Source organism: Devosia epidermidihirudinis, assembly GCF_000971295.1.
In the GTDB taxonomy this organism is placed as follows: Bacteria; Pseudomonadota; Alphaproteobacteria; order Rhizobiales; family Devosiaceae; genus Devosia; species Devosia epidermidihirudinis.
The window spans coordinates 24059-48047 of record NZ_LANJ01000012.1 but is presented as its reverse complement, the minus strand read 5'-3'; the positions used below and the strand labels follow the sequence as shown (position 1 = coordinate 48047).

Annotated in this window: 23 protein-coding genes and 3 tRNA genes; 25 read left to right on the top strand and 1 reads right to left on the bottom strand. The window is 58.8% G+C overall.

All coding sequences use genetic code 11. From position 1 onward, the window contains the following. Nucleotides 1-133: 133 nt before the first annotated feature. From tet to WH87_RS07255, 5 genes are all read left to right on the top strand, one after another. Nucleotides 134-1318: a Tet(A)/Tet(B)/Tet(C) family tetracycline efflux MFS transporter gene (gene tet / locus WH87_RS07275; protein ID WP_407060029.1), complete on the top strand. Its 1185-nt coding sequence runs from the start codon at nt 134-136 to the stop codon at nt 1316-1318. Nucleotides 1319-1521: 203 nt separating this feature from the next. Beyond that, nucleotides 1522-1794: an HU family DNA-binding protein gene (locus tag WH87_RS07270; RefSeq protein ID WP_046140229.1), complete on the top strand. Its 273-nt coding sequence runs from the start codon at nt 1522-1524 to the stop codon at nt 1792-1794. 134 nt (nt 1795-1928) lie between these two features. Beyond that, nucleotides 1929-2004, top strand: a tRNA-Val gene (locus tag WH87_RS07265). 223 nt (nt 2005-2227) lie between these two features. Continuing rightward, nucleotides 2228-2304 (top strand) — tRNA-Asp (locus WH87_RS07260). Between the two features lie 68 nt (nt 2305-2372). After that, nucleotides 2373-2449 (top strand) — tRNA-Asp (locus WH87_RS07255). Nucleotides 2450-2626: 177 nt separating this feature from the next. On the opposite strand, the gene WH87_RS07250 is transcribed toward WH87_RS07255, so the two are convergent. Further along, nucleotides 2627-2791 carry a hypothetical protein gene (locus WH87_RS07250; protein ID WP_156458145.1) on the bottom strand — a complete coding sequence of 55 codons (165 nt, stop codon included), beginning with the start codon at nt 2789-2791 and terminating at the stop codon, nt 2627-2629. Between the two features lie 136 nt (nt 2792-2927). Between WH87_RS07250 and msrA the strand changes: the two genes are divergently transcribed. The 20 genes from msrA to WH87_RS07150 all read left to right on the top strand — a co-directional run bounded on the left by msrA (nt 2928) and on the right by WH87_RS07150 (nt 23985). Next, on the top strand, nt 2928-3650 hold the full coding sequence (msrA, locus tag WH87_RS07245; protein WP_052726581.1) for a peptide-methionine (S)-S-oxide reductase MsrA: 723 nt from the start codon (nt 2928-2930) through the stop codon (nt 3648-3650). A 75-nt stretch (nt 3651-3725) separates the two neighbouring features. Then, a complete protein-coding gene (locus tag WH87_RS07240; RefSeq protein ID WP_046140227.1) occupies nt 3726-4271 on the top strand; it encodes an outer membrane protein in 546 nt (181 codons plus the stop codon). Nucleotides 4272-4573: 302 nt separating this feature from the next. Further along, nucleotides 4574-5137 (top strand): outer membrane protein, encoded by a 564-nt coding sequence (locus WH87_RS07235; protein WP_046140226.1) that lies wholly within the window; start codon nt 4574-4576, stop codon nt 5135-5137. A 170-nt stretch (nt 5138-5307) separates the two neighbouring features. Beyond that, nucleotides 5308-5856: an outer membrane protein gene (locus WH87_RS07230; RefSeq protein WP_046140225.1), complete on the top strand. Its 549-nt coding sequence runs from the start codon at nt 5308-5310 to the stop codon at nt 5854-5856. Nucleotides 5857-6302: 446 nt separating this feature from the next. Beyond that, entirely contained in the window at nt 6303-6668 is a 366-nt protein-coding gene (locus WH87_RS07225) for an NADH-quinone oxidoreductase subunit A (RefSeq protein WP_046140224.1), read from the top strand. Beyond that, entirely contained in the window at nt 6659-7240 is a 582-nt protein-coding gene (locus tag WH87_RS07220; RefSeq protein WP_046140223.1) for a NuoB/complex I 20 kDa subunit family protein, read from the top strand. Before WH87_RS07225 ends, WH87_RS07220 begins: the two co-directional genes overlap by 10 nt. An 11-nt stretch (nt 7241-7251) precedes the next feature. Further along, entirely contained in the window at nt 7252-7869 is a 618-nt protein-coding gene (locus WH87_RS07215; RefSeq protein ID WP_046140222.1) for an NADH-quinone oxidoreductase subunit C, read from the top strand. Then, complete coding sequence (locus WH87_RS07210; RefSeq protein WP_046140221.1) at nt 7866-9062, top strand: NADH-quinone oxidoreductase subunit D; 1197 nt, start codon at nt 7866-7868, stop codon at nt 9060-9062. The genes WH87_RS07215 and WH87_RS07210 overlap by 4 nt, the downstream gene beginning before the upstream one ends. Next, nucleotides 9062-10375: an NADH-quinone oxidoreductase subunit NuoE gene (gene nuoE, locus WH87_RS07205; RefSeq protein ID WP_046140220.1), complete on the top strand. Its 1314-nt coding sequence runs from the start codon at nt 9062-9064 to the stop codon at nt 10373-10375. The genes WH87_RS07210 and nuoE overlap by 1 nt, the downstream gene beginning before the upstream one ends. 11 nt (nt 10376-10386) lie before the next feature. Then, nucleotides 10387-11694, top strand: coding sequence for an NADH-quinone oxidoreductase subunit NuoF (nuoF, locus tag WH87_RS07200; RefSeq protein WP_046140219.1), 1308 nt, complete (start codon nt 10387-10389; stop codon nt 11692-11694). A gap of 5 nt (nt 11695-11699) precedes the next feature. Continuing rightward, nucleotides 11700-13766 (top strand): NADH-quinone oxidoreductase subunit NuoG, encoded by a 2067-nt coding sequence (gene nuoG / locus WH87_RS07195; protein WP_046140218.1) that lies wholly within the window; start codon nt 11700-11702, stop codon nt 13764-13766. Nucleotides 13767-13775: 9 nt separating this feature from the next. Next, complete coding sequence (gene nuoH / locus WH87_RS07190) at nt 13776-14873, top strand: NADH-quinone oxidoreductase subunit NuoH (protein WP_082092546.1); 1098 nt, start codon at nt 13776-13778, stop codon at nt 14871-14873. Then, nucleotides 14873-15361 carry an NADH-quinone oxidoreductase subunit NuoI gene (nuoI, locus tag WH87_RS07185; RefSeq protein WP_046140217.1) on the top strand — a complete coding sequence of 163 codons (489 nt, stop codon included), beginning with the start codon at nt 14873-14875 and terminating at the stop codon, nt 15359-15361. Before nuoH ends, nuoI begins: the two co-directional genes overlap by 1 nt. Nucleotides 15362-15372: 11 nt before the next feature. Continuing rightward, nucleotides 15373-15981, top strand: a complete 609-nt coding sequence (locus WH87_RS07180) for an NADH-quinone oxidoreductase subunit J (protein WP_046140216.1) — start codon at nt 15373-15375, stop codon at nt 15979-15981. Nucleotides 15982-15996: 15 nt separating this feature from the next. Beyond that, the gene (gene nuoK / locus WH87_RS07175; protein ID WP_046140388.1) at nt 15997-16305 is read left to right on the top strand and encodes an NADH-quinone oxidoreductase subunit NuoK; all 309 of its coding nucleotides are present in this window, start codon (nt 15997-15999) and stop codon (nt 16303-16305) included. Nucleotides 16306-16316: 11 nt separating this feature from the next. Further along, entirely contained in the window at nt 16317-18380 is a 2064-nt protein-coding gene (nuoL, locus tag WH87_RS07170) for an NADH-quinone oxidoreductase subunit L (RefSeq protein ID WP_046140215.1), read from the top strand. Then, a complete protein-coding gene (locus tag WH87_RS07165) occupies nt 18380-19945 on the top strand; it encodes an NADH-quinone oxidoreductase subunit M (RefSeq protein ID WP_046140214.1) in 1566 nt (521 codons plus the stop codon). The genes nuoL and WH87_RS07165 overlap by 1 nt, the downstream gene beginning before the upstream one ends. A gap of 10 nt (nt 19946-19955) precedes the next feature. Beyond that, nucleotides 19956-21401 (top strand): NADH-quinone oxidoreductase subunit NuoN, encoded by a 1446-nt coding sequence (gene nuoN, locus WH87_RS07160; protein ID WP_082092545.1) that lies wholly within the window; start codon nt 19956-19958, stop codon nt 21399-21401. Beyond that, nucleotides 21402-22238 carry a biotin--[acetyl-CoA-carboxylase] ligase gene (locus WH87_RS07155; protein WP_245622321.1) on the top strand — a complete coding sequence of 279 codons (837 nt, stop codon included), beginning with the start codon at nt 21402-21404 and terminating at the stop codon, nt 22236-22238. A gap of 73 nt (nt 22239-22311) precedes the next feature. After that, a complete protein-coding gene (locus tag WH87_RS07150) occupies nt 22312-23985 on the top strand; it encodes a ribonuclease J (RefSeq protein WP_046140211.1) in 1674 nt (557 codons plus the stop codon). Nucleotides 23986-23989: the final 4 nt, after the last annotated feature.

Below are 23989 nucleotides of genomic sequence, written 5' to 3'. Positions count from 1 at the left end.
GGTACTCGTCTCCCCCAACATCCTGTCGAAATCTGTCAGCACCACTCGTCATAAAAAGCAGTAACATCAGCGCGCCTTTCCCCGCGGGCGATCAGGCGCGAACCAGTGGAGCCGTGTCGTGAACAAGCCGCTTATGGTCATTCTGGCCGCCGTGACTCTCGACGCGATCGGCATCGGCCTGATCTTCCCGATTCTGCCGGCGCTGTTGCGCGATGTGGGGCACATGACCCAGGTCGCGACGACGCTGGGAATCATGTTGGCGCTCTATTCGGCGTGCCAGTTTCTGTTTTCACCGATTCTGGGTGTTTTGAGCGATCGCTACGGTCGTCGACCGGTGCTGCTAGTGTCACTGGCCGGTGCGGCTATCGACTATCTGGTGATGGCTTTTGCGCCTGAGCTCTGGATGCTGGTGCTGGGCCGGGCCATTTCCGGCATTACCAGCGCGAACATGGCCGTGGCGACCGCGTACATCACCGATATTTCCACCGAAGAGGAGCGCGCACGCCGCTTCGGCCTGTTCCATGCCATGTTCGGCGTTGGCTTTATCATCGGACCGGTGCTCGGTGGTGTGCTCGGCGATATCTGGGTGCGGGCGCCGTTTATCGCCGCGGCTGCGCTCAATGGAATCAATTTGGCACTCGCGCTCTTCGTATTGCCCGAGTCGCGCCATGGCAAAGCCGGTGCGAAATTCGACTTCGAGACGCTCAACCCGTTCAAACCGTTGAAATGGGCGCTGACCTTCAAGGCGCTGATTCCGCTGATGGCCATTTTCGTCATCATGAATTTCGTCGGCACCATGTACGGCACGATCTGGGCGCTGTTCAGCGAGGATCGATTCCAGTGGAATGGTCTGATGATCGGCCTCTCCCTTGGCGCCTTCGGCGTTTTCCACGCGGGTGCGCAGGCTTTTCTCACAGGACCCGCCGTCGCGCGCCTCGGTGAGCGCTGGGCTCTGGTGGTGGGGATGGCCTGCGAGCTGACGGCCCTGGTGATTCTGGGCGTGGCAACACAGGGTTGGGTCATGTTTGCCCTCGCGCCACTGTTCGCCTTGGGCGGTATCGGCATGCCGGCGCTGCAATCGCTGACCACAACGCAGGTCGATTCTGAAAAGCAGGGGCAGTTGCAGGGCGTGTTGGCGAGTCTGGTCAGTCTCGCATCTGTTTTTGGGCCGCTGTTCTTTAGCCTCGTCTATTTCGAGGTGCGCGGCATCTGGCCGGGAATCATCTGGATCGTCGGAGCGGGCATTTATCTGCTCGCGCTGCCGCTCATGCTGGGAATCAGGCGGCGGTTGGTCGTGCCCAATCCGGCCGGTGAATAAGTGGGAAAACCCCCGGAAAAGGCCGGATAACCGGCAAAACCCGCAAAGCCTGCTTGCCGGACGAAATTTTCCGGTCCATTAACAGATTTGTACCGCCGAACTGGCTGAGAAGCCCGGAATTCCTTGCGTTTCGATTAGAATCGACAAAGGGTTTGCGAGTTTTGAGTTCGCCAGCGGGCGGGCATTCACTGTGAGGAAACGCTATGAACAAAAACGATCTGGTTGGCGTTGTTGCCGACAAGGCGACGATCACCAAGGCACAGGCCGCCGAAGCGGTTGACGCAGTGTTCGAGGCCATCACTGGCTCCTTGAAGGCTGGCGAAGAAGTCCGCCTCGTCGGTTTCGGTACCTTTGCTGTGTCGGCGCGCAAGGCTTCGACTGGCCGTAATCCTGCTACCGGCGCTGAGATTCAGATCCCGGCCTCGAACCAGGCTAAGTTCAAGCCCGGTAAGGGCCTGAAGGATGCGATCAACTAAGACCGATTCCCTTCGGCAAGCTGATCGGCCCCGAGCGCTTTGCGCCGGGGCCATTTCTTTTCTGTAATTGGTGTTGACGATTCAGGGCAGGGGCCCTAATCAGAGCGCACTTCACGTCGGGCTTCTGCCCCGGCGGGCGATTAGCTCAGTTGGTAGAGCGCCTCGTTTACACCGAGGATGTCGGCGGTTCGAGTCCGTCATCGCCCACCATTTCCTGCTTAGGGCGGGGTCCCAAATTCCACCATGATCAGCGGTACTTGCCTCACTTTTGCGGTGAGGCTTTTTGTGTTTACGCACAGGCGCTTGATGGCAATTTCACTATCTGTCGGGTTTTTCATGAAAATGACGTGCGGAGCATTTCGCTCGCTTGACTTCGATAGGGGTGGTCGCTAAACGGACACCACGTTGCGCGAACGACTTGTTCGCAAGCGCTGCGGGAGTAGCTCAGTTGGTTAGAGCGCCGGCCTGTCACGCCGGAGGTCGCGGGTTCGAGCCCCGTCTCTCGCGCCACTTCTTCACCGAAGTGTGCCGCAGACTATACTAAGCGAACATGACCTCAGGGTTTGTTCGACTACTCTGCGGGAGTAGCTCAGTTGGTTAGAGCGCCGGCCTGTCACGCCGGAGGTCGCGGGTTCGAGCCCCGTCTCTCGCGCCACCTTCCCCCTTGAATATGCAGGGAATTGGAAAGGTGGCGCTCAGCCCGGACGGGCTCAACACACCGCATTTTCTCCCGATTAAGCTAACCGCATCTCCGCTTTCGCGTAGCCATTTGTGAGCCACACGCGACGGCCGAATGTGCGCATGATGTGAATCTCTCCAGCAGAAAAAATGATCAGTCGACTGCCCCGCGGCGATTGCGATCCTGCGGGAAACCGCCACGTGTATGTGGCCGCGGACGCAGCGGGCGGCGCTTGCGGAACTCTTCGGCCAGTTCAAAGGCGTCGGAGCGATTATCCAGCTCCGCATAGGGATCAATATTTGTCGGCGTTTGCGTCATGCCCTCCCATACCGAATCTGTATGGCAGCGCAAAGGCACGGAATCGGTCATTTCCGCGTGAGGCAGGTGCCTGGGGAGAACTAAAGGCCGATAGAATGCGTATCTAAGGGCAAGTTGCACCAATCAGGATCCGCACATGTCATCCGCAGTCATTTCCACCACGCCACAAAGGCGCAGGATTCTCGCAGCCTTTTTGCTCCTTCCCGCGCTCGCCTTGGGGATTTTCGCCGTTGGCGCCCGCGGCCAGGAAGCCCCCGTCGTCATTCCCGCGCCGACCACTGATGTCAGCGATACTGGTGCGGCTGCCGTCGCTGTATTCGCGGGTGGCTGTTTCTGGGGTGTGCAAGGAGTTTTCCAGCGGGTGAAAGGGGTTACCAACGCTGTGTCCGGCTATTCTGGTGGTGCGGCCGATACCGCGACCTATGACCAGACCAGCACTGGCACCACAGGTCACGCCGAAACCGTTGAGATCACCTATGATCCCAAGGTCGTCAGTTATGGGCGATTGCTGCAGATCTATTTCTCTGTCGCCCACAACCCGACCCAGCTGAACTATCAGGGTCCGGACCACGGCACCCAATACCGCTCGACGATCTTCGCGGTGAACGACGATCAGGCGCAGGTCGCCAAGGCCTACATCGCTCAGCTCGACGGGGATAAGCTCTTCACTGGTCCCATTGTCACGACCATTGAGCCGTTCAAGGCATTCTATCCAGCCGAGCAGTATCATCAGGATTTCCTGACGCTGAACCCAACCTGGCCCTACATCGTCATCAACGATCTGCCCAAGGTAACAGCGCTGCAAAAGCTCTTCCCGAATGAATACCGCGATCAGCCCGTTCTCGTCGGTACTCTATAAAGGCGACGGCGCAGCGGTCGGGAACTTGCAGCGCCGCGCTACGTTGCACTGGTGCACTCTGAGTGGGGGAACCCGATGGGCGTATTCATGCAGGTGGGCTTAGCTGCCATCGTTGGCGTCGCACTTATCCCCGCCTGCGCTGCGGCGGATACAATTTCAATCTCAACGAGTGCGCCTGGCGAAATGCCGGTCCACGAAGCCGCCTTTGATTGGAGTGGCTTCTATGCGGGTGTGTATGGGGCGGCTCGGACGAATGCTCCAAGTGAGGCACAACTGGGCGGAGGCGTGCAACTCGGCGTCAACACGCAGTTCGAATTTTACCTCTTGGGGGCCGAGGTCGCGGTCTCGGGGCTGGCCGGCGGCGATCTTGGCAGCGCTGCCTACGGACAGATACTCGGACGTGCAGGGCTCGTGGTGGCAGACGATCTCGTCGTCTATGCCGCTGGCGGCTACGGCATTAGCCTCGACGACACGACGAAGAGCAACGTTTTGGTCGGTGGAGGCCTTGAGATGGCTCTCACTGATAATGTGAGCGTCGAGGCCAGATATCTGCAGAGCGTCCCGGCGGAGGGTAACGACTCAAATAGTCAGTTCACCATTGGGGCGAACTTCCATTTCTGAATAAGGCGGGGATTCGCGCCTAACGGCCAATCAGAGCCTTTTGGTAACTTTTTTGCTTAAGTTTCGCCACATTTGCTTGACGGCGACTCATCTCCCAGTGCAAATGACGGAGCTTCCGGGGGGAGGAAAGCTTGCCTTTGTATCAAACTGGGCCAATTGCGCGGCATTCGCGCAACACCTACCCCCAAATGGTCATTGAAAGTTAGCCGCACTGCCCAATTTTGGCAGCTTTGGGGTTGTTTCGCGCGTTGAGGTGATGCATCTATCGCTCGACTACGGTTAACTCTATGGGAGTGCAAGATATGTTTGTACGTTCGCTTTCTCTCGGTGTGGCAGCTGCCGCGCTTCTCGTTGGTGGTGCTCAGGCTGCTGACCTCATCATCCCAACGACCCCACAGCCAATCTACGAAGCCGCTGGCTTCTCGTGGGATGGTCTCTATGCTGGCGTCCAGGGCGGCGCTGAGTTCTTCGACGGTTTCACCGCTGGCGTCGTTGGCGCACATGTTGGTGTGAACTTCATCGTTGCTGATCCAATCCTGCTCGGCCTCGAAGGCACTGCAGAATACGTTTGGGGCACCAACAACGGTGTTGACCTGAACCGCGGTGAGTTCTTCGTGAACGCACGCGTTGGTGCTGTTGTTACCGACGCAGTGCTCGTTTACGCACTCGCAGGTGCTGGCGTTGCTACGCAGGAAAACGTCGACAACCGCGGCATCTACCAGCTCGGTGGCGGTGTTGAATTCGCAGTGACCGACGCTGTGTCCGTTCGTGCTCAGCTCGTTGGCCTTGGCGATTTCGACAACAACGCCAACAACGACTTCTTCGACGCTGCTAAGGCAACCGTCGGCGTTTCCTACCACTTCTAAGATTTGCAAATGGGCAGGGCGGCTTTCCGCCCTGTCTGCCTAGCGTCTTGCAAACCCAATTCGGCGAACCGGTTTACCGGTTCGCCGTTTTGGTTTTAGCGGTTGCAAATCACCTGTGGCGTGGTCCATCTGTCCCTCGACTACGGTTAAGTCTATGGGGCTACGCATTAATGTTTGTACGTTCGTTTTCTCTCGGTGTGGCAGCTGCTGCACTTCTCGTTGGTGGTGCTCAGGCCGCTGATCTGCTCATTCCAACCACACCACAGCCAATCTACGAAGCCGCTGGCTTTTCCTGGAATGGTCTCTATGCCGGTGTTCAGGGCGGGGCTCAGTTCGACGAGCTCCTGACCGTTGGTGTCATCGGGGCACATGCTGGTGTGAATTTCATCGTCGCGGATCCGATCCTGCTGGGTCTTGAAGGTACGGCAGAATACGTTTGGAACAACGATGTCAGCGCTGGCGAGTTCTTCGTGAACGCGCGCGTTGGTGCTGTTGTTACAGACGCTGTGCTGGTTTACGGACTTGCAGGTGCCGGAGTTAAGACCGCTGAAGGGGCCGACAATGTTGGCATCTACCAGCTCGGCGGTGGTGTTGAGTTGGCGGTGACGGAGGCTGTGTCTGTTCGCGCTCAGCTGGTTGGTCTCAACGATTTCGACGATACCAACAAGCAGCTGTTCGAAGCGGCCAAGGCCACCGTCGGCGTTTCCTACCACTTCTAAGAATCATTCTGGCCGGGCGGTTCGTGCCGCCCTGCGTTCGGAAATTACGCGGCGGTCCGGTTTCCCGGGCCGCCTTTTTTTGCTTTTTGCGCCAGTGCGTGGCCTGTCAGGAGACGATTCTCCGCCGGCAAATTCTGGCATTGTCCGTATCGACGGGTACCGGCTCGCTCATCGCAGCGCGGTGACGTTTAGAGAATGTCCACCGTCGCAGTTAATTGATGCATCCGTCTGCAGCTGCTTGGAAAGAAAATTCAATTCGCTGCGCGAGATGCGCGCCTACCATGCGTCATATATGATTGTTTTGTTCATATTTTCTTTCCCTTGAAACCCACTAGCCAAAGGTCTAAGCCCAAGCCATCAACTGTCGCGTTGGTCCGCTTGCCCAAATTGCTTGCGGGGCTCTCGCGATACCGGTCGCCCGACCGGCCCAGAAAACAGGCTGCCGCATGACTGATTTGCTCAGCGACTATCTGCCGATCGTCCTTTTCATTGGCCTTGCTGCCGTTATTGGACTTGCGCTCCTCGTTGCGCCGTTCCTTATCGCAGTCAAACGTCCTGACCCCGAGAAGGTGTCTGCGTTTGAGGCGGGTTTCGATGCATTCGACGATGCGCGTATGAAGTTCGACGTTCGATTCTATCTCGTCTCGATTCTGTTCATTATTTTCGATCTGGAAGTTGCCTTCCTCTTCCCGTGGGCCGTGGCCTTCCGGGACGTAGGTTGGTTCGGCTTTTGGTCTGTGATGATCTTCCTCGGCGTTCTGACCGTCGGGTTTATCTATGAATGGCGGAAAGGGGCTCTGGAATGGGATTGAGCGAACAAGACGGCACGCTTATCGCGCCGCGCCCCACGGGCCTCATTGATCCGCGCACTAACAAGCCGGCAGGCGCGACTGATCCATTCTTCACCGAAGTGACGGATGAGTTGGCTGACAAGGGATTTCTCTTGTCTACAGCAGCTCAGCTCATCACCTGGGCCCGTACGGGCTCGCTGATGTGGATGCAGACGGGTCTGGCATGCTGCGCCGTTGAAATGATGCAGATGTCCATGCCTCGCTATGACATCGAGCGCTTTGGTACCGCGCCGCGTGCCTCCCCACGCCAGTCTGACGTGTTGATCGTTGCCGGTACGCTGACCAACAAGATGGCTCCGGCTCTGCGCAAGGTCTATGACCAGATGCCAGAGCCTCGTTATGTCATCTCGATGGGCAGCTGCGCCAATGGCGGCGGTTATTATCACTATTCTTATTCGGTCGTGCGCGGTTGCGACCGTGTGCTGCCAGTGGACATTTATGTTCCTGGCTGCCCTCCAACCGCTGAGGCGCTTCTTTACGGCATCCTGTTGCTGCAGAAGAAGATTCGCCGCACTGGCACAATCGAACGTTAGGATCGCTGATTATGGATGAAGCAATCCAGGTTGATCCATTGGCGGATCTCGGTGAGCACATTGCGGGGCAATTGGGTAGCACACTGTTAGCAAAGGCCGTCGCATTCGGCGAACTCACGCTCGTTGTGGAGCGGGATTCGATCGTTTCTGTGGCGACGTTCCTGCGTGACGATCCGCGCTGCCGTTTTATCTCGTTTGTCGATGTGTGTGGCGCTGACTATCCCGAGCGCGACGAGCGCTTCGAGGTCGTCTATCACTTCATGAGCCCGCATCTGAACCAGCGCATTCGCGTAAAGGTTTCGGCTGATGACATGACGCCGGTGCCCTCGATTACTGACGTGTTCGTCGGGGCAGGTTGGTTCGAGCGCGAAACTTACGATCTCTATGGTGTGCTGTTCTCTGGCCACCCAGACCTGCGCCGTATCCTGACCGACTACGGTTTTGATGGTCATCCGCTACGCAAGGATTTCCCGACCACTGGTTTCGTCGAAGTTCGCTACGACGAAGAGCGCAAGCGTGTGGTCTATGAGCCCGTGCGTCTGGCGCAGGAATTCCGTTCGTTCGACTATCTGTCGCCCTGGGAAGGTACTGATTACGTGCTGCCCGGTGACGAGAAGGCCAAGCAATGAGTGTTTCGGAAACCGAAGTTCGCAACTTCACTATCAATTTCGGCCCGGTCCACCCGTCAGCGCACGGCGTGCTTCGTCTGATTCTTGAGCTTGACGGCGAAATCGTCGAGCGTGTCGATCCCCATATTGGTTTGCTGCATCGCGGCACCGAAAAGCTGATCGAATCCAAGACCTATCTTCAGGCCGTCCCGTACTTCGACCGCCTCGACTACGTGGCGCCGATGAACCAGGAGCACGCCTTTGCTCTGGCCGTCGAGAAGCTGCTGGGACTGACCGTGCCGCGCCGCGGCCAGTTGATCCGTGTGCTGTATTCGGAAATCGGGCGTCTGTTGGCTCACCTGATGAACGTGACCACGCAGGCGATGGACGTTGGTGCTCTGACGCCGCCACTGTGGGGCTTCGAGCAGCGCGAAAAGCTGATGGTGTTCTACGAGCGCGCTTCTGGCGCGCGTATGCACGCTGCTTATTTCCGTCCGGGTGGGGTCCATCAGGATCTGCCTCAGGCGCTGATCGATGACATCGAAACGTTCTGCGAGACCTTCCCGAAGGCGCTTGCTGATATCGATAGCCTGCTGACCAACAATCGCATCTTCAAGCAGCGTAACGTCGATATTGGCGTCGTGAAGCTGGAAGACGCCTGGAACTGGGGCTTTTCGGGCGTTCTGGTGCGTGGTTCGGGTGCTGCCTGGGATCTGCGCAAGAGCCAGCCTTATGAATGCTACGACGAGATGGAATTTGACGTTCCAATCGGCAAGAACGGCGACTGCTACGACCGCTATTTGATCCGTATGGAAGAGATGCGCCAGTCGACCCGCATCATGAAGCAGTGCGTGGACAAGCTGAATGCTCCCGAAGGCAAGGGCCCCGTGTCCTCGCTCGATGGCAAGGTTGTGCCGCCAAGCCGTGGTGAGATGAAGAAGTCGATGGAAGCTCTGATCCATCACTTCAAGCTCTACACTGAAGGCTACAAGGTCCCAGCTGGCGAAGTTTACGCCGCTGTTGAAGCGCCAAAGGGCGAGTTCGGCGTTTATCTGGTCAGCGATGGCACCAATAAGCCATATCGCTGCAAGATCCGCGCGCCAGGCTTTGCGCATCTGTCGGCCATGGATTTCCTGTGTCGCGGCCATATGTTGGCTGACGTTTCGGCGATCCTGGGTTCCCTCGATATCGTGTTCGGAGAGGTTGATCGCTGATGGTTGCGCGTCGCCTTGCGGATGAGTCGGTTCAGCCGCCAAACTTCGCTTTCAATGCTGAGAACGCCAAATGGGCTGATTGGAAGATCGGGCTTTACCCGGCTGGTCGTCAGCAGTCCGCTGTTATCCCGCTGCTTATGCGTGCGCAGGAACAGGACGGTTGGGTTACCCGCGCCACGATCGAGAAGGTCGCCGATATGCTCGGCATGGCCTACATTCGTGTGCTCGAAGTCGCCACGTTCTATACGCAGTTCCAGCTTCAACCGGTCGGCACCCGCGCTCACGTCCAGGTTTGCGGCACAACGCCGTGCATGCTGCGTGGGGCTGAAGGTCTGATGGATGTTTGCAAGAGCAAGATTCATCATGAGCCGGGCCATCTCAATGCCGATGGCACGCTGAGCTGGGAAGAAGTCGAATGCGCCGGCGCTTGCGTCAACGCACCGATGGTTACGATCTTCAAGGATACCTATGAGGATCTGTCTGAAGAGCGTTTGGCCGAGATCATTGATGCCTTTGCCGCCGGCAACGGCGCCTCGATCAAGCCGGGTACGCAGACCGAGCGTCTCAATGCGGCGCCTGAAGGTGGACGCGTCGTGTTGCTCGAAGAAGCGACTACGTTCCGCGAAAAATTCGTTCCGCCCCCACCGCCACCGGAGGCCGCAGCACCAGCTGCCGCTGCTGCGCCGGCATCGCCACCTCCGACAACGGCCGCCAAGCCGAAGGATGTAAGCGAAGAGTCTGCTCCTGCGCTCAAGGGACCGTCCAGAGAGGGCAAGGTTTCTGAAGCCAAGGCCGAGGGTGAGCGTAAGGCTGCTGGGGCTTCTGCCCACGCCGATGGCGAACCCAACAAGGCCATGCGTCCGGATGCGACTGGCTCTGAGTCCGAAGCGGCCAAGGTCGATGGTGGAAAAGCTCCAGGCAAGTCTACTGCAAGCGCGCCTGCCGATGGCGCTGCGGCGACCGGTACGACGAAGACCCGCACCATCATCGCTCCCAAGGCGAACCCGAAAGAGGTCAATCCCGTTGCCGAAAAGGGCGGGGATGCACCATTGTTCGTGGCGCCGGAAGGTGCTGCCGACGATCTCAAGCTGATCGCCGGTGTTGGTCCTGTGCTGGAGCGTCGCCTCAATGCGCTTGGAATCACCAAGTGGGGCCAGGTCGCCGCTCTGACGCCAGAGCAGATCGATCAGGTTGAAGGCTCGCTCAACTTCAAAGGTCGCGTTGAACGCGACGACTGGTTGAAGCAGGCCGAAGTGCTCGCCCGTGGTGGCGAGGAGGAATATGTCCGCGTCTTCGGCAAGAAGCCGCGTTAGGAGTGTGAGAATTGCTCGCTGACAAGGATCGCATCTTCACCAACCTTTACGGCCAGGGCGATTGGCGCCTCGAAGGCGCGCGCAAGCGCGGCGGCTGGAATGGTACCAAGGAATTCCTCGACCAGGGGCGCGACTGGATCACCAACGAGGTCAAGGCCTCGGGTCTTCGTGGTCGTGGCGGCGCGGGTTTCCCGACCGGTCTCAAGTGGTCGTTCATGCCCAAGGTCAATGATGGTCGGCCGCACTACCTGCTGGTCAATGCCGACGAGTCAGAGCCCGGTACATGTAAGGATCGCGAGATCCTTCGCCACGATCCGCATCACCTTATCGAAGGCTGTCTGATCGCCTGCCGCGCCATGGATGCCCATCTGGCATTCATTTATGTCCGTGGCGAGTTCGTGCGTGAGCGCGAGCGGCTGGAGCAGGCCGTTGAAGAGGCTTATGAAGCCAAGCTGATCGGCAAGGACAACATTCACGGCTGGGATCTGGACATCATCGTCCATCACGGCGCTGGCGCTTACATCTGCGGTGAAGAAACCGCGCTGATGGAATCGCTGGAAGGCAAGAAGGGTCAGCCACGTCTCAAGCCGCCATTCCCGGCTGGCATGGGCGTTTATGGCAACCCGACCACGGTGAACAATGTCGAGTCGATCGCTGTTGTGCCGGAAATCCTGCGCCGTTCTGCTGGCTGGTTCTCTTCGATCGGCCGTCCGAATAACGTCGGCACCAAGCTGTTCATGGTTTCTGGCCACGTCAACAAGCCTGCGACTTTCGAGGAAGCCCTGGGCGAAAGCTTCAAGGACATCATCGAAAAGCATTGCGGCGGCATTCGCGGCGGCTGGGACAATCTGCTTGCAGTGATCCCTGGCGGCGCATCGTGCCCTGTGGTGCGCGGCGAAGACATGATGACTGCGATCATGGACTTTGACGGCCTCCGCGAGAAGAAGTCGTCGTTCGGCACGGGCGGCATGATCGTCATGGACAAGTCCACCGACATCATCAAAGCCATCTGGCGCATTTCGGCTTTCTTCAAGCACGAGAGCTGCGGCCAGTGCACCCCTTGCCGTGAAGGCACGGGCTGGATGATGCGCGTGATGGAACGCATGGTCGAAGGCCGCGCTCAGAAGCGCGAAATTGACATGCTGTTCGAAGTGACCAAGCAGATCGAAGGTCACACTATCTGCGCTCTTGGCGACGCGGCGGCTTGGCCTGTTCAGGGTCTGATCCGCAACTTCCGCGACGTCATCGAGGCGCGCATTGAGCAGTACACATATTCGTCCACCAGCGATGGCGCCGTGCCATCGATTGCGGCGGAGTAGGGCTGATGGCAAATATCAAGGTCGACGGCGTACTCGTCGAAGTTCCTGACTACTACACGCTGATGCAGGCCGCTGAAGCAGCTGGCGCGGAAATCCCGCGCTTCTGTTATCACGAGCGCCTGTCTGTAGCTGGCAACTGCCGCATGTGCCTCGTTGAGGTTAAGGGCGGTCCACCAAAGCCACAGGCGTCGTGCGCCATGTCGGTCAAGGATCTGCGTCCTGGCCCAAATGGCGAAGCGCCAGAAATGTTCACCAACACGCCGATGGTCAAAAAGGCCCGCGAAGGCGTGATGGAATTCCTGCTGATCAACCACCCCCTGGATTGCCCGATCTGCGATCAGGGCGGTGAGTGCGATTTGCAGGATCAGGCCATGGCTTATGGCGTGGACAAGAACCGTTTCGCGGAAAACAAGCGCGCCGTCGAAGACAAGTACATTGGCCCACTGGTCAAGACGTCGATGAACCGCTGCATTCACTGCACGCGTTGCGTCCGTTTCACCACTGAAGTTGCCGGCATTGCCGAAATGGGTCTGCTGGGTCGCGGCGAAGACGCTGAGATCACGACGTACCTCGAAAAGGCACTGACGAGCGAGTTGCAGGGCAATGTGATCGATCTGTGCCCAGTGGGTGCGCTGACCTCCAAGCCTTATGCATTCCATGCCCGTCCATGGGAGCTGAACAAGACCGAATCCATCGACGTGATGGACGCGGTTGGTTCGGCCATCCGTGTGGACAGCCGTGGTCGCGAAGTGATGCGCGTTCTGCCGCGGATCAACGAGGCGATCAACGAAGAATGGATCTCCGACAAGACCCGTTTCATCTGGGATGGTCTCAAGAGCCAGCGTCTGGATCGGCCCTATGTGCGTCGCAACAAGAAGCTCGGCGCGACCACCTGGGATGATGCATTCCAGACCGTGGCCAAGGCTCTCAAGAAGCCAGGCGCACGTATTGGCGCAATTGCTGGCGATCTCGCCGGCGTTGAAGAGATGTTCGCGCTGCAGGCGCTGCTCGCGTCGCTCGGTTCGACCAATGTCGATGCGCGCCGTGTTGGCTCGGGCCTGACCCCGGCCAATGGCCGCGCATCCTACATCTTCAACTCGACGATTGCCGGCATTGAACAGGCTGATGCGATCCTGCTGATTGGCACCAATCCACGCAAGGAAGCTTCGGTTCTTAACGCTCGTATCCGCAAGGTATGGCGCGCAACCGGCCTTCCAATCGGGGTGATTGGTGAAGCCGCTGATCTGACCTACCAGTACCAGCATCTCGGTGCCGGCAGCGACACTCTGGCTGATCTGGCTGCAGGCAATGGTGATTTCGCCAAGGTCTGGGCCAATGCCAAGAAGCCACTGGTGATTGTGGGCGAGGGCGCAGCGACTGCTGACGTGCTGGCGACTGCCGCCAAGCTGGCGACCAGCAATGCCGAGCTCGCTGAAGGCTGGAACGGGTTTGCCGTGCTGCACAATGCGGCGTCGCGCGTTGGTGCGCTCGATATCGGTTTTGTGCCGGGCAAGGGCGCAGCCGACTCCGAAGCCATGCTGTCGGGTGGCGTGGACGTGCTGTTCCTTCTGGGCGCAGACGAACACGATCTGGCCAACCTCGGTGAGACGCTCGTCGTCTATATCGGTTCGCATGGCGACAATGGCGCACATCGCGCCGACGTCATCCTGCCTGGCGCGACCTACACCGAAAAGAGCGCGACCTATGTCAACACCGAGGGCCGCGTGCAGGTGACGAACCGCGCCGTGTTCCCACCCGGCGATGCCAAGGAAGACTGGGCGATCATTCGCGCCTTGTCGGCCGTTGTCGGTTCGCCTCTGCCATTCAACTCGCTGGCTCAGCTGCGTGCGGCGCTCTATGCGCAGTATCCGCATCTGGCGCGCGTCGATGCGATTGCCGCTGGCAATGGCGCGGACGTGGCCAAGCTGGCCAAGGGCTCGACCAAAGGCAAGAAGACAACTTTCGTGTCGCCGATCAGCGATTTCTATCTCAGCAACCCAATTGCACGCTCGTCGGCAACCATGGGCGAGTGCGCTGCAACTGCCGCTGGTTTGCGGCAGGCTGCAGAGTAGGGGAGCACAATGGACTTTATTACCTCTGCTCTCGACTACCTGCTCGGTATCCCGGTTCTCGGCTGGGGCACGCATGTTGGCTTCGTCTATATGGCGCTGCTGCTGCTGGTTTGCCTGCTGGTGTTCACCGCATTCATCCTGCTCGCTGACCGCAAGATCTGGGCTGCAGTCCAGATCCGCCGTGGTCCCAACGTTGTGGGTCCGTTTGGTCTGTTTCAGAGCTTCGCCGACCTTCTGAAGTTTGCCTTCAAGGAAGTGGTGATCCCGGCTGGCGCTGACAAGGTTCTGTTCATCATGGCGCCGCTGATTACGGCAACTCTGGCGCTCGGCGCCTGGGCCGTGATCCCGGTGAATGCCGGTTGGGTGATTGCTGACCTCAATGTCGGCATCCTCTATATCCTCGCGATTTCGTCGCTGGGCGTTTATGGCGTGATCATCGGCGGCTGGGCGTCTAACTCGAAGTACCCCTTCCTCGGTTCGCTCCGTTCCGCCGCCCAAATGGTGTCGTACGAAGTCTCCATCGGCCTCGTGATCATCACTGTTCTGCTCTGCGTTGGCTCGCTGAACCTCAGCGATATTGTCACCGCGCAGCAGGAAATGGGCCTGGCCCATACGCTTGGCGTGCCATGGTTGAGCTTCCTCAACTGGTTCTGGCTGCCGCTGTTCCCGATGTTCGTGATCTTTTACGTATCGGCGCTGGCGGAAACTAACCGTCCTCCGTTCGACCTGGCGGAAGGTGAATCCGAGCTCGTGGCCGGTTTCATGACCGAGTATTCGTCGACACCCTACATGCTGTTCATGCTGGGCGAGTACATCTCGATCCTTCTGATGTGCGCGATGACCACCATCCTGTTCCTGGGTGGCTGGGCCAGTCCGATTGATCTGCCGCCATTTACATGGATCCCCGGTGTGATTTGGTTCGTGCTGAAGCTGACCTTGGTGTTCTTCATGTTCGCCATGGCCAAGGCCATCGTGCCGCGCTACCGCTATGACCAGCTGATGCGTATTGGTTGGAAGGTGTTCTTGCCGATCTCGCTGCTGACGGTCATCGTTCTTGCATTCATTCTCCAGCTCACCGGTTGGGGCTGGCACGGAGGGGTTGCCTGATGCGCGCTACCCAAGTCGTCAACACGCTGCTGCTGAAGGAACTCGTTTCGGCGTTTTTCCTGGCCATGCGCTATTTCTTCGCGCCAAAGCCGACCATCAACTACCCCTTTGAAAAGGGGCATGTGAGCCCGCGTTTTCGTGGTGAGCACGCGCTGCGCCGTTACCCCAATGGGGAAGAACGCTGCATCGCCTGCAAGCTGTGCGAAGCTATCTGCCCTGCACAGGCGATCACCATCGAGGCTGGTCCGCGCCAGAACGATGGTACGCGCCGCACGGTTCGCTATGACATCGACATGGTGAAGTGCATCTACTGCGGTTTCTGTCAGGAAGCCTGCCCGGTGGATGCCATCGTGGAAGGTCCGAACTTCGAATTCGCCACTGAAACGCGTGAAGAGCTCTACTTCTCGAAGGAAAAGCTCCTCGACAACGGCGACCGTTGGGAGCGTGAAATCGCTGCCAACCTCAGCGCCGACGCTCCGTATCGCTGAGAGGGAAGAGCATGACCCTTCCACTATTCTTCTTCTATCTGTTCTCGATCGTCGCGGTCGCTTCGGCGTTCATGGTGATTTCGGCACGCAACCCGGTTCATGCCGTGTTGTTCCTGATCCTGGTGTTCTTCAACGCTGCGGGCCTGTTCATGCTGGCGGGGGCTGAGTTCCTCGCATTGATCCTGATCGTGGTCTATGTCGGTGCCGTGGCCGTGTTGTTCCTGTTCGTCGTGATGATGCTCGACGTGGACTTCGCATCGCTGCGCCAGGGGCTGCTGCAATATGCGCCGATTGGCGCGGTCGTCGGTATCGTGCTGCTGCTGGAGCTGCTGTTGGTCGCAGGGAGCTTCGTGATCTCGCCAGAAGTGGCGGGGGCATCAGGACTGCCAATTAATCCGAATATCGACAACACCCGCGCGCTGGGGCAGGTGCTCTATACGCGGTATGTGTTTGTCTTCCAGGGGGCCGGCGCTGTGCTGCTGGTGGCAATGATCGGGGCGATTGTCCTGACGCTGCGCCACAAGCCAAACGTCAAGCGGCAGGACCCGAACGTCCAGGTGGGCCGCAAGGTCTCCGAGACGCTGGAAGTCGTTAAAGTCAAAAGCGGTCAAGGGTTGTAGGAGGCTTAAATGGGCTTGGGTATTGGGCTCGGTCACTACCTGACCGTGGGGGCCATCCTGTTCACGCTCGGCGTGTTCGGAATTTTCCTCAACCGCAAGAATATCATCGTCATCCTGATGTCGGTGGAATTGATCCTTCTGGCGGTCAATCTGAACTTCGTGGCGTTTTCCGCCCAACTGAACGATCTGCAGGGGCAGGTCTTCGCGCTGCTAATCCTGACAGTGGCCGCTGCTGAAGCCGCCATCGGTCTCGCGATCCTGGTTATTTTCTACCGCAACCGCGGCTCCATCGCGGTTGAAGACGTCAACATGATGAAGGGCTAAGAACCACCGCTATGATCCAAGCGATTGTTTTCCTGCCCCTCATCGGCGCCCTGATTGCAGGGTTGCTGGGGCGCATCATCGGCCATCGGCTGAGCGAGTACATCACCACCGGCCTGCTGCTCATTGCTGCAGTGCTGAGCTGGGTGGTTTTTCTGCCGGTCGCCTTTGGCGGCGGGCTTGCTGGCGCCGTGGCTGATGGCCATACGGCTGTCGTCAAAGTTGAAGTCATGCGTTGGATCCAGGTCGGTGACATGGATCTGCGCTGGGTGCTGCGCGTCGATACGCTGACCGCTATCATGCTGGTTGTGGTCAACACCGTGTCCGCGCTGGTTCACACCTATTCGATCGGCTACATGGCCGACGATCCGCACCGCAGCCGCTTCTTCGCTTACCTGTCGCTCTTCACCTTCGCCATGCTGATGCTGGTGACGGCGGACAACTTCCTGCAGATGTTCTTCGGCTGGGAAGGCGTGGGTGTTGCATCGTATCTGCTGATCGGTTTCTGGTACACCAAGCCATCTGCAAATGCGGCAGCCATGAAAGCCTTCGTCGTCAACCGTGTTGGTGACTTTGGTTTCCTGCTTGGCATTTTCGGCGCCTTCATGGTGCTGGGCCACATCGACTTCGACAGTGCATTCCATGCCGTTCCCGGCGCCGCTGGCGTGACCATCGATTTCCTCGCCTGGAAGCTCGATGCGATGACTGTGGTCTGCCTGCTGCTGTTCATGGGTGCCATGGGTAAGTCGGCGCAGTTCCTGCTGCACACGTGGTTGCCTGACGCTATGGAAGGCCCGACCCCAGTGTCGGCGCTGATCCACGCGGCAACCATGGTGACGGCCGGTGTGTTCATGGTTGCGCGCCTGTCGCCGCTGTTCGAGGCATCGCCTGTGGCATTGACGTTCGTCATGATCATCGGCGCCATCACTGCGTTCTTCGCAGCGACGGTTGGTCTGGTGCAGAACGACATCAAGCGCGTGATCGCTTACTCAACCTGTTCGCAGCTCGGCTATATGTTTGTGGCCCTGGGGGCAGGGGCTTACTCAGCAGGTGTCTTCCACCTGTTCACGCACGCCTTCTTCAAGGCTCTGCTGTTCCTGGGCGCCGGCGCGGTGATCCACGCCATGCATCACGAACAGGACATGCGGAACATGGGCGGTCTTCGCAAGAAGATCCCTGTCACCTACGCGATGATGCTCATTGGTACGCTGGCACTGACTGGTGTTGGTATTCCCGGTAGCGAATTCCTCGGTTTTGCAGGGTTCTTTTCCAAGGACTCGATCATCGAAGCGGCTTACGCCGTTGGCGGCAATACCGGCATGTTCGCTTTCTGGATGCTGGTGATTGCGGCGCTGTTCACGAGCTTCTACTCGTGGCGCCTGATCCACCTGACGTTCCACGGCTCGCCACGTGTTGCCGAAGCTGACCACCATGACGACCATGCTCATGATGATCACGCGGCCCATGATGACCATGGTCACGACGCGCACCACGGTTCGGCCTATGACCATGCGCATGAGCCACCAAAGGTCATGCAGATCCCGCTTTATGTGCTCGCCGTCGGCGCAGTGCTGGCTGGTGCGGTGTTCTACGGCATGTTCTTCCACGACGTAGAACACATCGAACACTTCTTCGCTGGTTCTATCGTTGTGGACCACGACATCATCGAAGCCGCCCACCATGTGCCGGTTTGGGTGAAGTGGAGCGCTACTTTTGCAATGCTGATCGGCTTCGTGACCGCATGGTTCATGTATATCCGTCGAACCGATCTGCCGGGCAAGCTCGCCGCACAGAACCCGGGGCTCTACAAGTTCCTGCTCAACAAGTGGTACTTCGACGAGCTCTACAACGTGATCTTCGTCAAGCCGGCCTTGTGGATTGGACGCGCCTTCTGGAAGGGCTTCGATGACTGGCTGATCAATGAAAAGATCACCGAGGGCCTCGGCCGTCGCGTTCAGAACGTCACCTCCTGGGTCGTCAAGCTGCAGTCCGGGTACCTCTATCACTACGCTTTCGCCATGCTGATCGGCATTGCGGCACTGCTGACCTGGGCCATTGCGGCCGGGGGACTGATCTGATGACCTTTGACAATTCTATCCTCACAGTCCTGACCTTTCTGCCCCTTCTGGGCGCAGTGTTGATCCTGCTCACGCCAAAGACCTCGCTCGATGCGATCCGCTGGATCGCTCTGGCGACGACAGTGGTGACGTTCGTGCTGGCGCTGTTCATGTGGCAGGCTTTCGATCCATCCAATGCCGGGTTCCAGTTTGTGGTGAACCGGCCATGGATCGGCGATACCATTGGCTACCGTGTTGGTGTCGATGGTATCTCGGTGCTGTTTGTGGTGCTGTCGGCACTGCTGATGCCGTTCTGCGTGCTGTCGAGCTGGGAATCCGTTGAGAAGCGGATGAAGGAATACATGATCGTATTCCTGATCCTGGAAACCCTGATGATCGGCGTGTTCACTACGCTCGATCTGGCGATGTTCTACGTGTTCTTCGAAGGCACGCTGCTTCCGATGTTCCTGATCATCGGTATCTGGGGTGGTTCGGCGCGTATCCAGGCCAGCTACAAGTTCTTCTTCTATACCTTCGTCGGCTCGGTGCTGATGTTGCTGGCGATCATGGCGATGTACTGGAATGGCGGCACGACCGACATTTCCAAGCTGCTGACCCATCAGTTCCCCGAATCCATGCAGCCTTGGCTGTGGTGGGCATTCTTCGCCTCCCTCGCGGTCAAGATGCCAATGTGGCCATTCCATCGCTGGCTGCCAGAGGCCCACGTTCAGGCACCGACTGCTGGCTCGGTGATCCTTGCGGCAATTCTGCTCAAGCTCGGCGGCTACGGCTTCCTGCGCTTCAGCCTGCCGATGTTCCCGGACGCTTCACTGCAGTTCGCCAACATCATCTTCTTCCTGTCCGTTGCGGCGATCATCATCACGTCGCTGATCGCTCTGGTGCAGACGGATATCAAGAAGCTCATCGCGTACTCGTCCGTTGCCCATATGGGCTTTGTGACCATGGGTATCTTTGCCGGTAACTCGCTGGGTATTCAGGGCGCGCTGTTCCAGATGATTTCGCACGGTATCGTGTCTGGCGCGCTCTTCCTTTGCGTCGGTGTCATTTATGACCGCATGCATACCCGTGACATTGCTGCCTATGGCGGCCTTGTGTCGCGTATGCCCCGCTATGCCTTCGCGTTCATGGTCTTCACCATGGCCAATGTCGGCTTGCCCGGCACGTCTGGCTTCGTCGGCGAATTCCTGACGATGATGGGCGTGTTCCAGGTCAACACCTGGGTGGCGTTCGGCGCTGCGTTCGGTGTGATCCTGTCGGCCTGCTACGCGCTGTGGCTCTACCGCCGCGTGATCTTCGGCGCACTGACCAAGGAAAACCTCAAGGCGATCCTCGATCTCAATCTGCGCGAGAAGGTCATCCTGTATCCACTGATCGTGCTGACGATCGTGTTCGGTTTCTATCCGGCGCCGATCCTCGACACGACTGCAGCAGCAGTCGATAAACTTGTAGCCCAATATTCGGCATCGGTCGGTATCGACCTGAGCGCGCCTAACCCACAGCTGGGCGCTTCCGCCGAGCCCGTTGCCGCCAGCGAAGCGCCGGCGGCCCCGGCAGCGTCGCACTAGGAGACTTCCCGTGAACTCAGACGTTACAGATTTCGCGAGCTTGGCTCCCGCCTATCCAGAAATGCTGCTGGCGGTTGGCGCCGTCGTGCTGCTGCTGGTTGGTGTTTTCATCAACAAGGAGCGCTCGCTCCTCGTGTCCTACAGCGCGGTTGTGCTGTTGGTGATTGTGGCAGCGCTTGTGGTGCTGCAGCCCGTCGATGGCGTGCTGTTCAACGGCGTGTTCATCGCCGACGGTTTCGCGCGCTATATGAAGGTGCTGGTGCTGGGCGGTTCAGCCTTTGCACTGATGCTGGCTTTGCCGCATGCCGTGGAGAACGGCACGCACAAGTTCGAGTACTCGATCCTCGTGCTGCTGGCGACGCTGGGCATGATGATGATGGTTTCGGCCAACGATCTCATGAGCCTCTATATCGGCCTCGAGCTGCAGTCCCTGGCACTTTACGTGCTGGCGGCGATCAAGCGCGATGACAGCCGTGCGACTGAAGCGGGCTTGAAGTATTTCGTGCTGGGCGCGCTCAGCTCGGGCATGCTGCTCTATGGCGCGTCGCTGATCTATGGCTTCACCGGCCACACCAATTTGCAGCAGATCGTGCTGGCCATTGCCACCGAAGGTCGTTCCATCGGTCTGATCTTTGGTGTCGTGTTCCTGCTGGCTGGTATTGCGTTCAAGATCTCTGCCGTGCCGTTCCACATGTGGACGCCGGACGTGTATGAAGGCGCGCCGACACCAGTGACGGCGTTCTTCGCCACGGCACCGAAGGTGGCAGCAATGTCTCTGATGGTGCGCCTGGTGATCGACACCTTCCAGCCGATTGCGCATGACTGGCAGCAGATCGTTATCTTCCTGTCGATCGCTTCGATGGTTCTGGCTGCGTTTGCGGCCATCGGCCAGAAGTCGATCAAGCGCCTCATCGCGTATTCATCGATTGGCCATGTGGGCTTCGCGCTCGTTGGTCTGTCTTCGGGCAGCCAGGGCGGTGTTGAAGGCGTCGCGGTCTATATGGCGATCTATATCGCCATGACCGTTGGTCTGTTCGCGTGCATCCTGTCGCTGCGGACGGACAAGGGCTATGTGGAGAACATCGACGAGCTGGCCGGTGCGGCCCAGACGCGGCCATTCGTTGCTGCTGTGATGGCTATCCTGATGTTCTCGCTGATCGGTATGCCGCCACTCGCTGGCTTCTTTGCCAAGTGGCAGGTGTTCCTGGCTGCTATTGATGCCCAGCTCTACGTCCTGTCGGTCATCGGCATGCTCGCGTCCGCCATTAGCGCGTTCTACTATCTGCGCGTGGTGAAGGTCATGTACTTCGACGAACCTGTGCATGAGTTCGAGGCCGTGCCTGCTGAGCTCAACATCATCATGGCTGTCAGTACATTCCTGATCGTGACGTATTTCTTCACCGTCGGCAGCCCGCTGTCGAGCCTGGCGCGTAGTGCTGCTGGAAGCCTGTTTTAGGTGACCGACTTTACACTCGGGCCCAAGGCGCGGATGGCCGGGTATCGGCTACGCAGCTTTGAAACCATTGGGTCCACCAACACAGAAGCGCTTGCGGCAGCTGCCGCAGGCGATACAGGCGGTGTCTGGTTTGTCACCGCGCAGCAGAACGCCGGCCGTGGTCGCCGTGGCCGTCAATGGGAAAGCCCTGTTGGCAATCTCGCAGCGACCTTGCTCATCGTTCCGGAATCCAGCCCTACTTTGGCGGCAACCCTCGGGTTCGTAGCGGGCGTTTCGCTCAATCGTGCGCTGTCATCGATTCTCCCAAGCGGTTTGGTCAAGATCGGCATTGATGGTGCGGATGGTCAGTCTGATGGCTCCAAGGCACGGATTGCGCTCAAGTGGCCCAATGATGTGCTGGCGGACGGCGCCAAGCTGGCGGGCATTCTTCTTGAAGCGCAGAAGCTGAGCGATGGCCGTCACGCCATCGCGATTGGCTTTGGCGTCAACGCTATTGCCGCGCCGCAGGGTTTGCCTTATCCCGCGACAAGTCTTCTCGATCTTGGCGTATCGCGTGATGCGCAATCGGTGTTTGAGGCCCTCAGCGATGCCTGGGTCGACACTTTTGGTATGTGGAATGACGGTCGCGGCATTGGCGACGTTCTGAAGCAATGGCGCGCATCGGCGGCCGGGATTGGCGCGCCAGTGGCGGTCAATCAAAACGGCGAAGTGTTGCGCGGAATTTTTGAAACCATCGACGACGAAGGACGATTGATCGTTCGTTCGGACGACGACCGTCGCATCGTGATTACCGCGGGCGACGTACATTTTGGGGCCACGGCCAGCGCCCGAAGCTGACCACAACAATTGCGCAGGCGACCGGCGACCAATGATCGCTCCGGCGTTGCGCTCGAAAGGACTGAACTGACCCATGGCTAAAAACCAAAGGGACGAACTCGTCTTTGTGCCACTCGGTGGCGTAGGCGAGATTGGCATGAATATGGGCGCTTATGGCTTTGGCCCCGAGCGCTCGCGTAAGTGGATCGTCGTCGATTGCGGCGTGACCTTTGGCGGTCCGGATCTGCCCGGCATCGAACTGATTATGGCGAACCCCGAGTTCCTCGAGGAACGCGCTGACGACATTCTCGGCCTGATCCTCACCCACAGCCACGAAGATCACTACGGTGCAGTGCTTGACCTTTGGCCGGGTTTTGAAAAGCCAGTGTTCTGCACGCCATTCACGGCCGCAATGCTGGCGGCAAAGCGGGCAGGGGACGGGATTGTCGAGAATGTCGACATCACCATCATGCGTCCCGGCAAGCCTTTCAATGTCGGCCCGTTCACCATTGAAGCGATCAACGTTGCGCACTCGATCCCGGAATCGAACGCCTTGCTGATCTCGACGCCAATTGGGCGCGTGCTGCATACCGGCGATTGGAAGCTTGATCCGACGCCAGTTGGCAATGCGCCGACCGACGTCGCACGTCTGCAGAAGATTGGCGAGGATACTTCCACGCCTCTCGCACTGATCTGCGACTCGACCAATGCGCTCAAGGACGGCGAAAGCCCGAGCGAGGCAGAAGTTGCCGCCAATCTGGCTGCGATGATCGCTGAGTCGCCAAATCGCGTTGCGGTGACCACGTTCGCGTCGAACGTTGGTCGTGTGATTTCCATCGTTCGTGCCGCGCATCTGGCTGGTCGTCAGGTGGTGATGTCGGGTCGCTCGTTGCACCGCATTATGGGCATCGCCAAGGAACTTGGGATGCTCGAAGGCTTGCCGCCTTTGCTCGACCAGGACGCTTATCGTGGGCTAGCCCGCAACAAGATCGTGTTGATCTGCACTGGCAGCCAGGGCGAGGCCCGGGCCGCAATTGCGCGCATCGCCCGTGGCGAGCATCCGGTGATTGATCTCAGCGCCGGCGACCGGATGATTTTCTCGTCCTGGGCAATCCCGGGCAATGAGCGCGAAGTCATCGACATCCAGAACATGCTGATCGACAAGGGCGTCGAGGTCATTACGCAGAATGACGGTCTGGTGCACGTCACTGGCCATCCGCGTCGCGATGAGCTCCGCAAGCTCTATTCATGGGTCAAGCCAGAGGTGCTGGTGCCGGTGCATGGTGAAGCTGTTCACCTGCAGGCTCATGCCAAGCTCGGTCGTGAGCAGGGCATTCCTAACGTTTGCGAAGCGCGCAATGGTGATCTCGTGCGGCTGTTCCCCGAGCCCATGACATTCCCGAGCGAAGTGCGTACCGGCGAGCTCTATCTCGATGGTCTGGTGCTCTGCACGCCGGAAGAATCAGGGGTCAAAGGTCGTCGTCGCCTCTCATTTGGCGGCCACGTTGTGGTCAGCCTTTGTGTCAACGGCGGCGGGCAGGTCGTCTCGGGTCCCGATCTGGTGATCGAAGGCTTGCCGGAGACCGAAGACGAATCTTTGAGCGACTTGGTGGAAGACACTATTGCTGGTGTGCTGAAGTCGGTGCCTCCCAAGCGTCGCAGCGACACCGAAGTTCTGAACTCCGCCCTGTTCAAGGCCATCCGCAACGAGGTCAATGCGTATTGGGGCCGCAAGCCGAACGTATCGGTTTTCGTGCACCGCGTCTGATCTC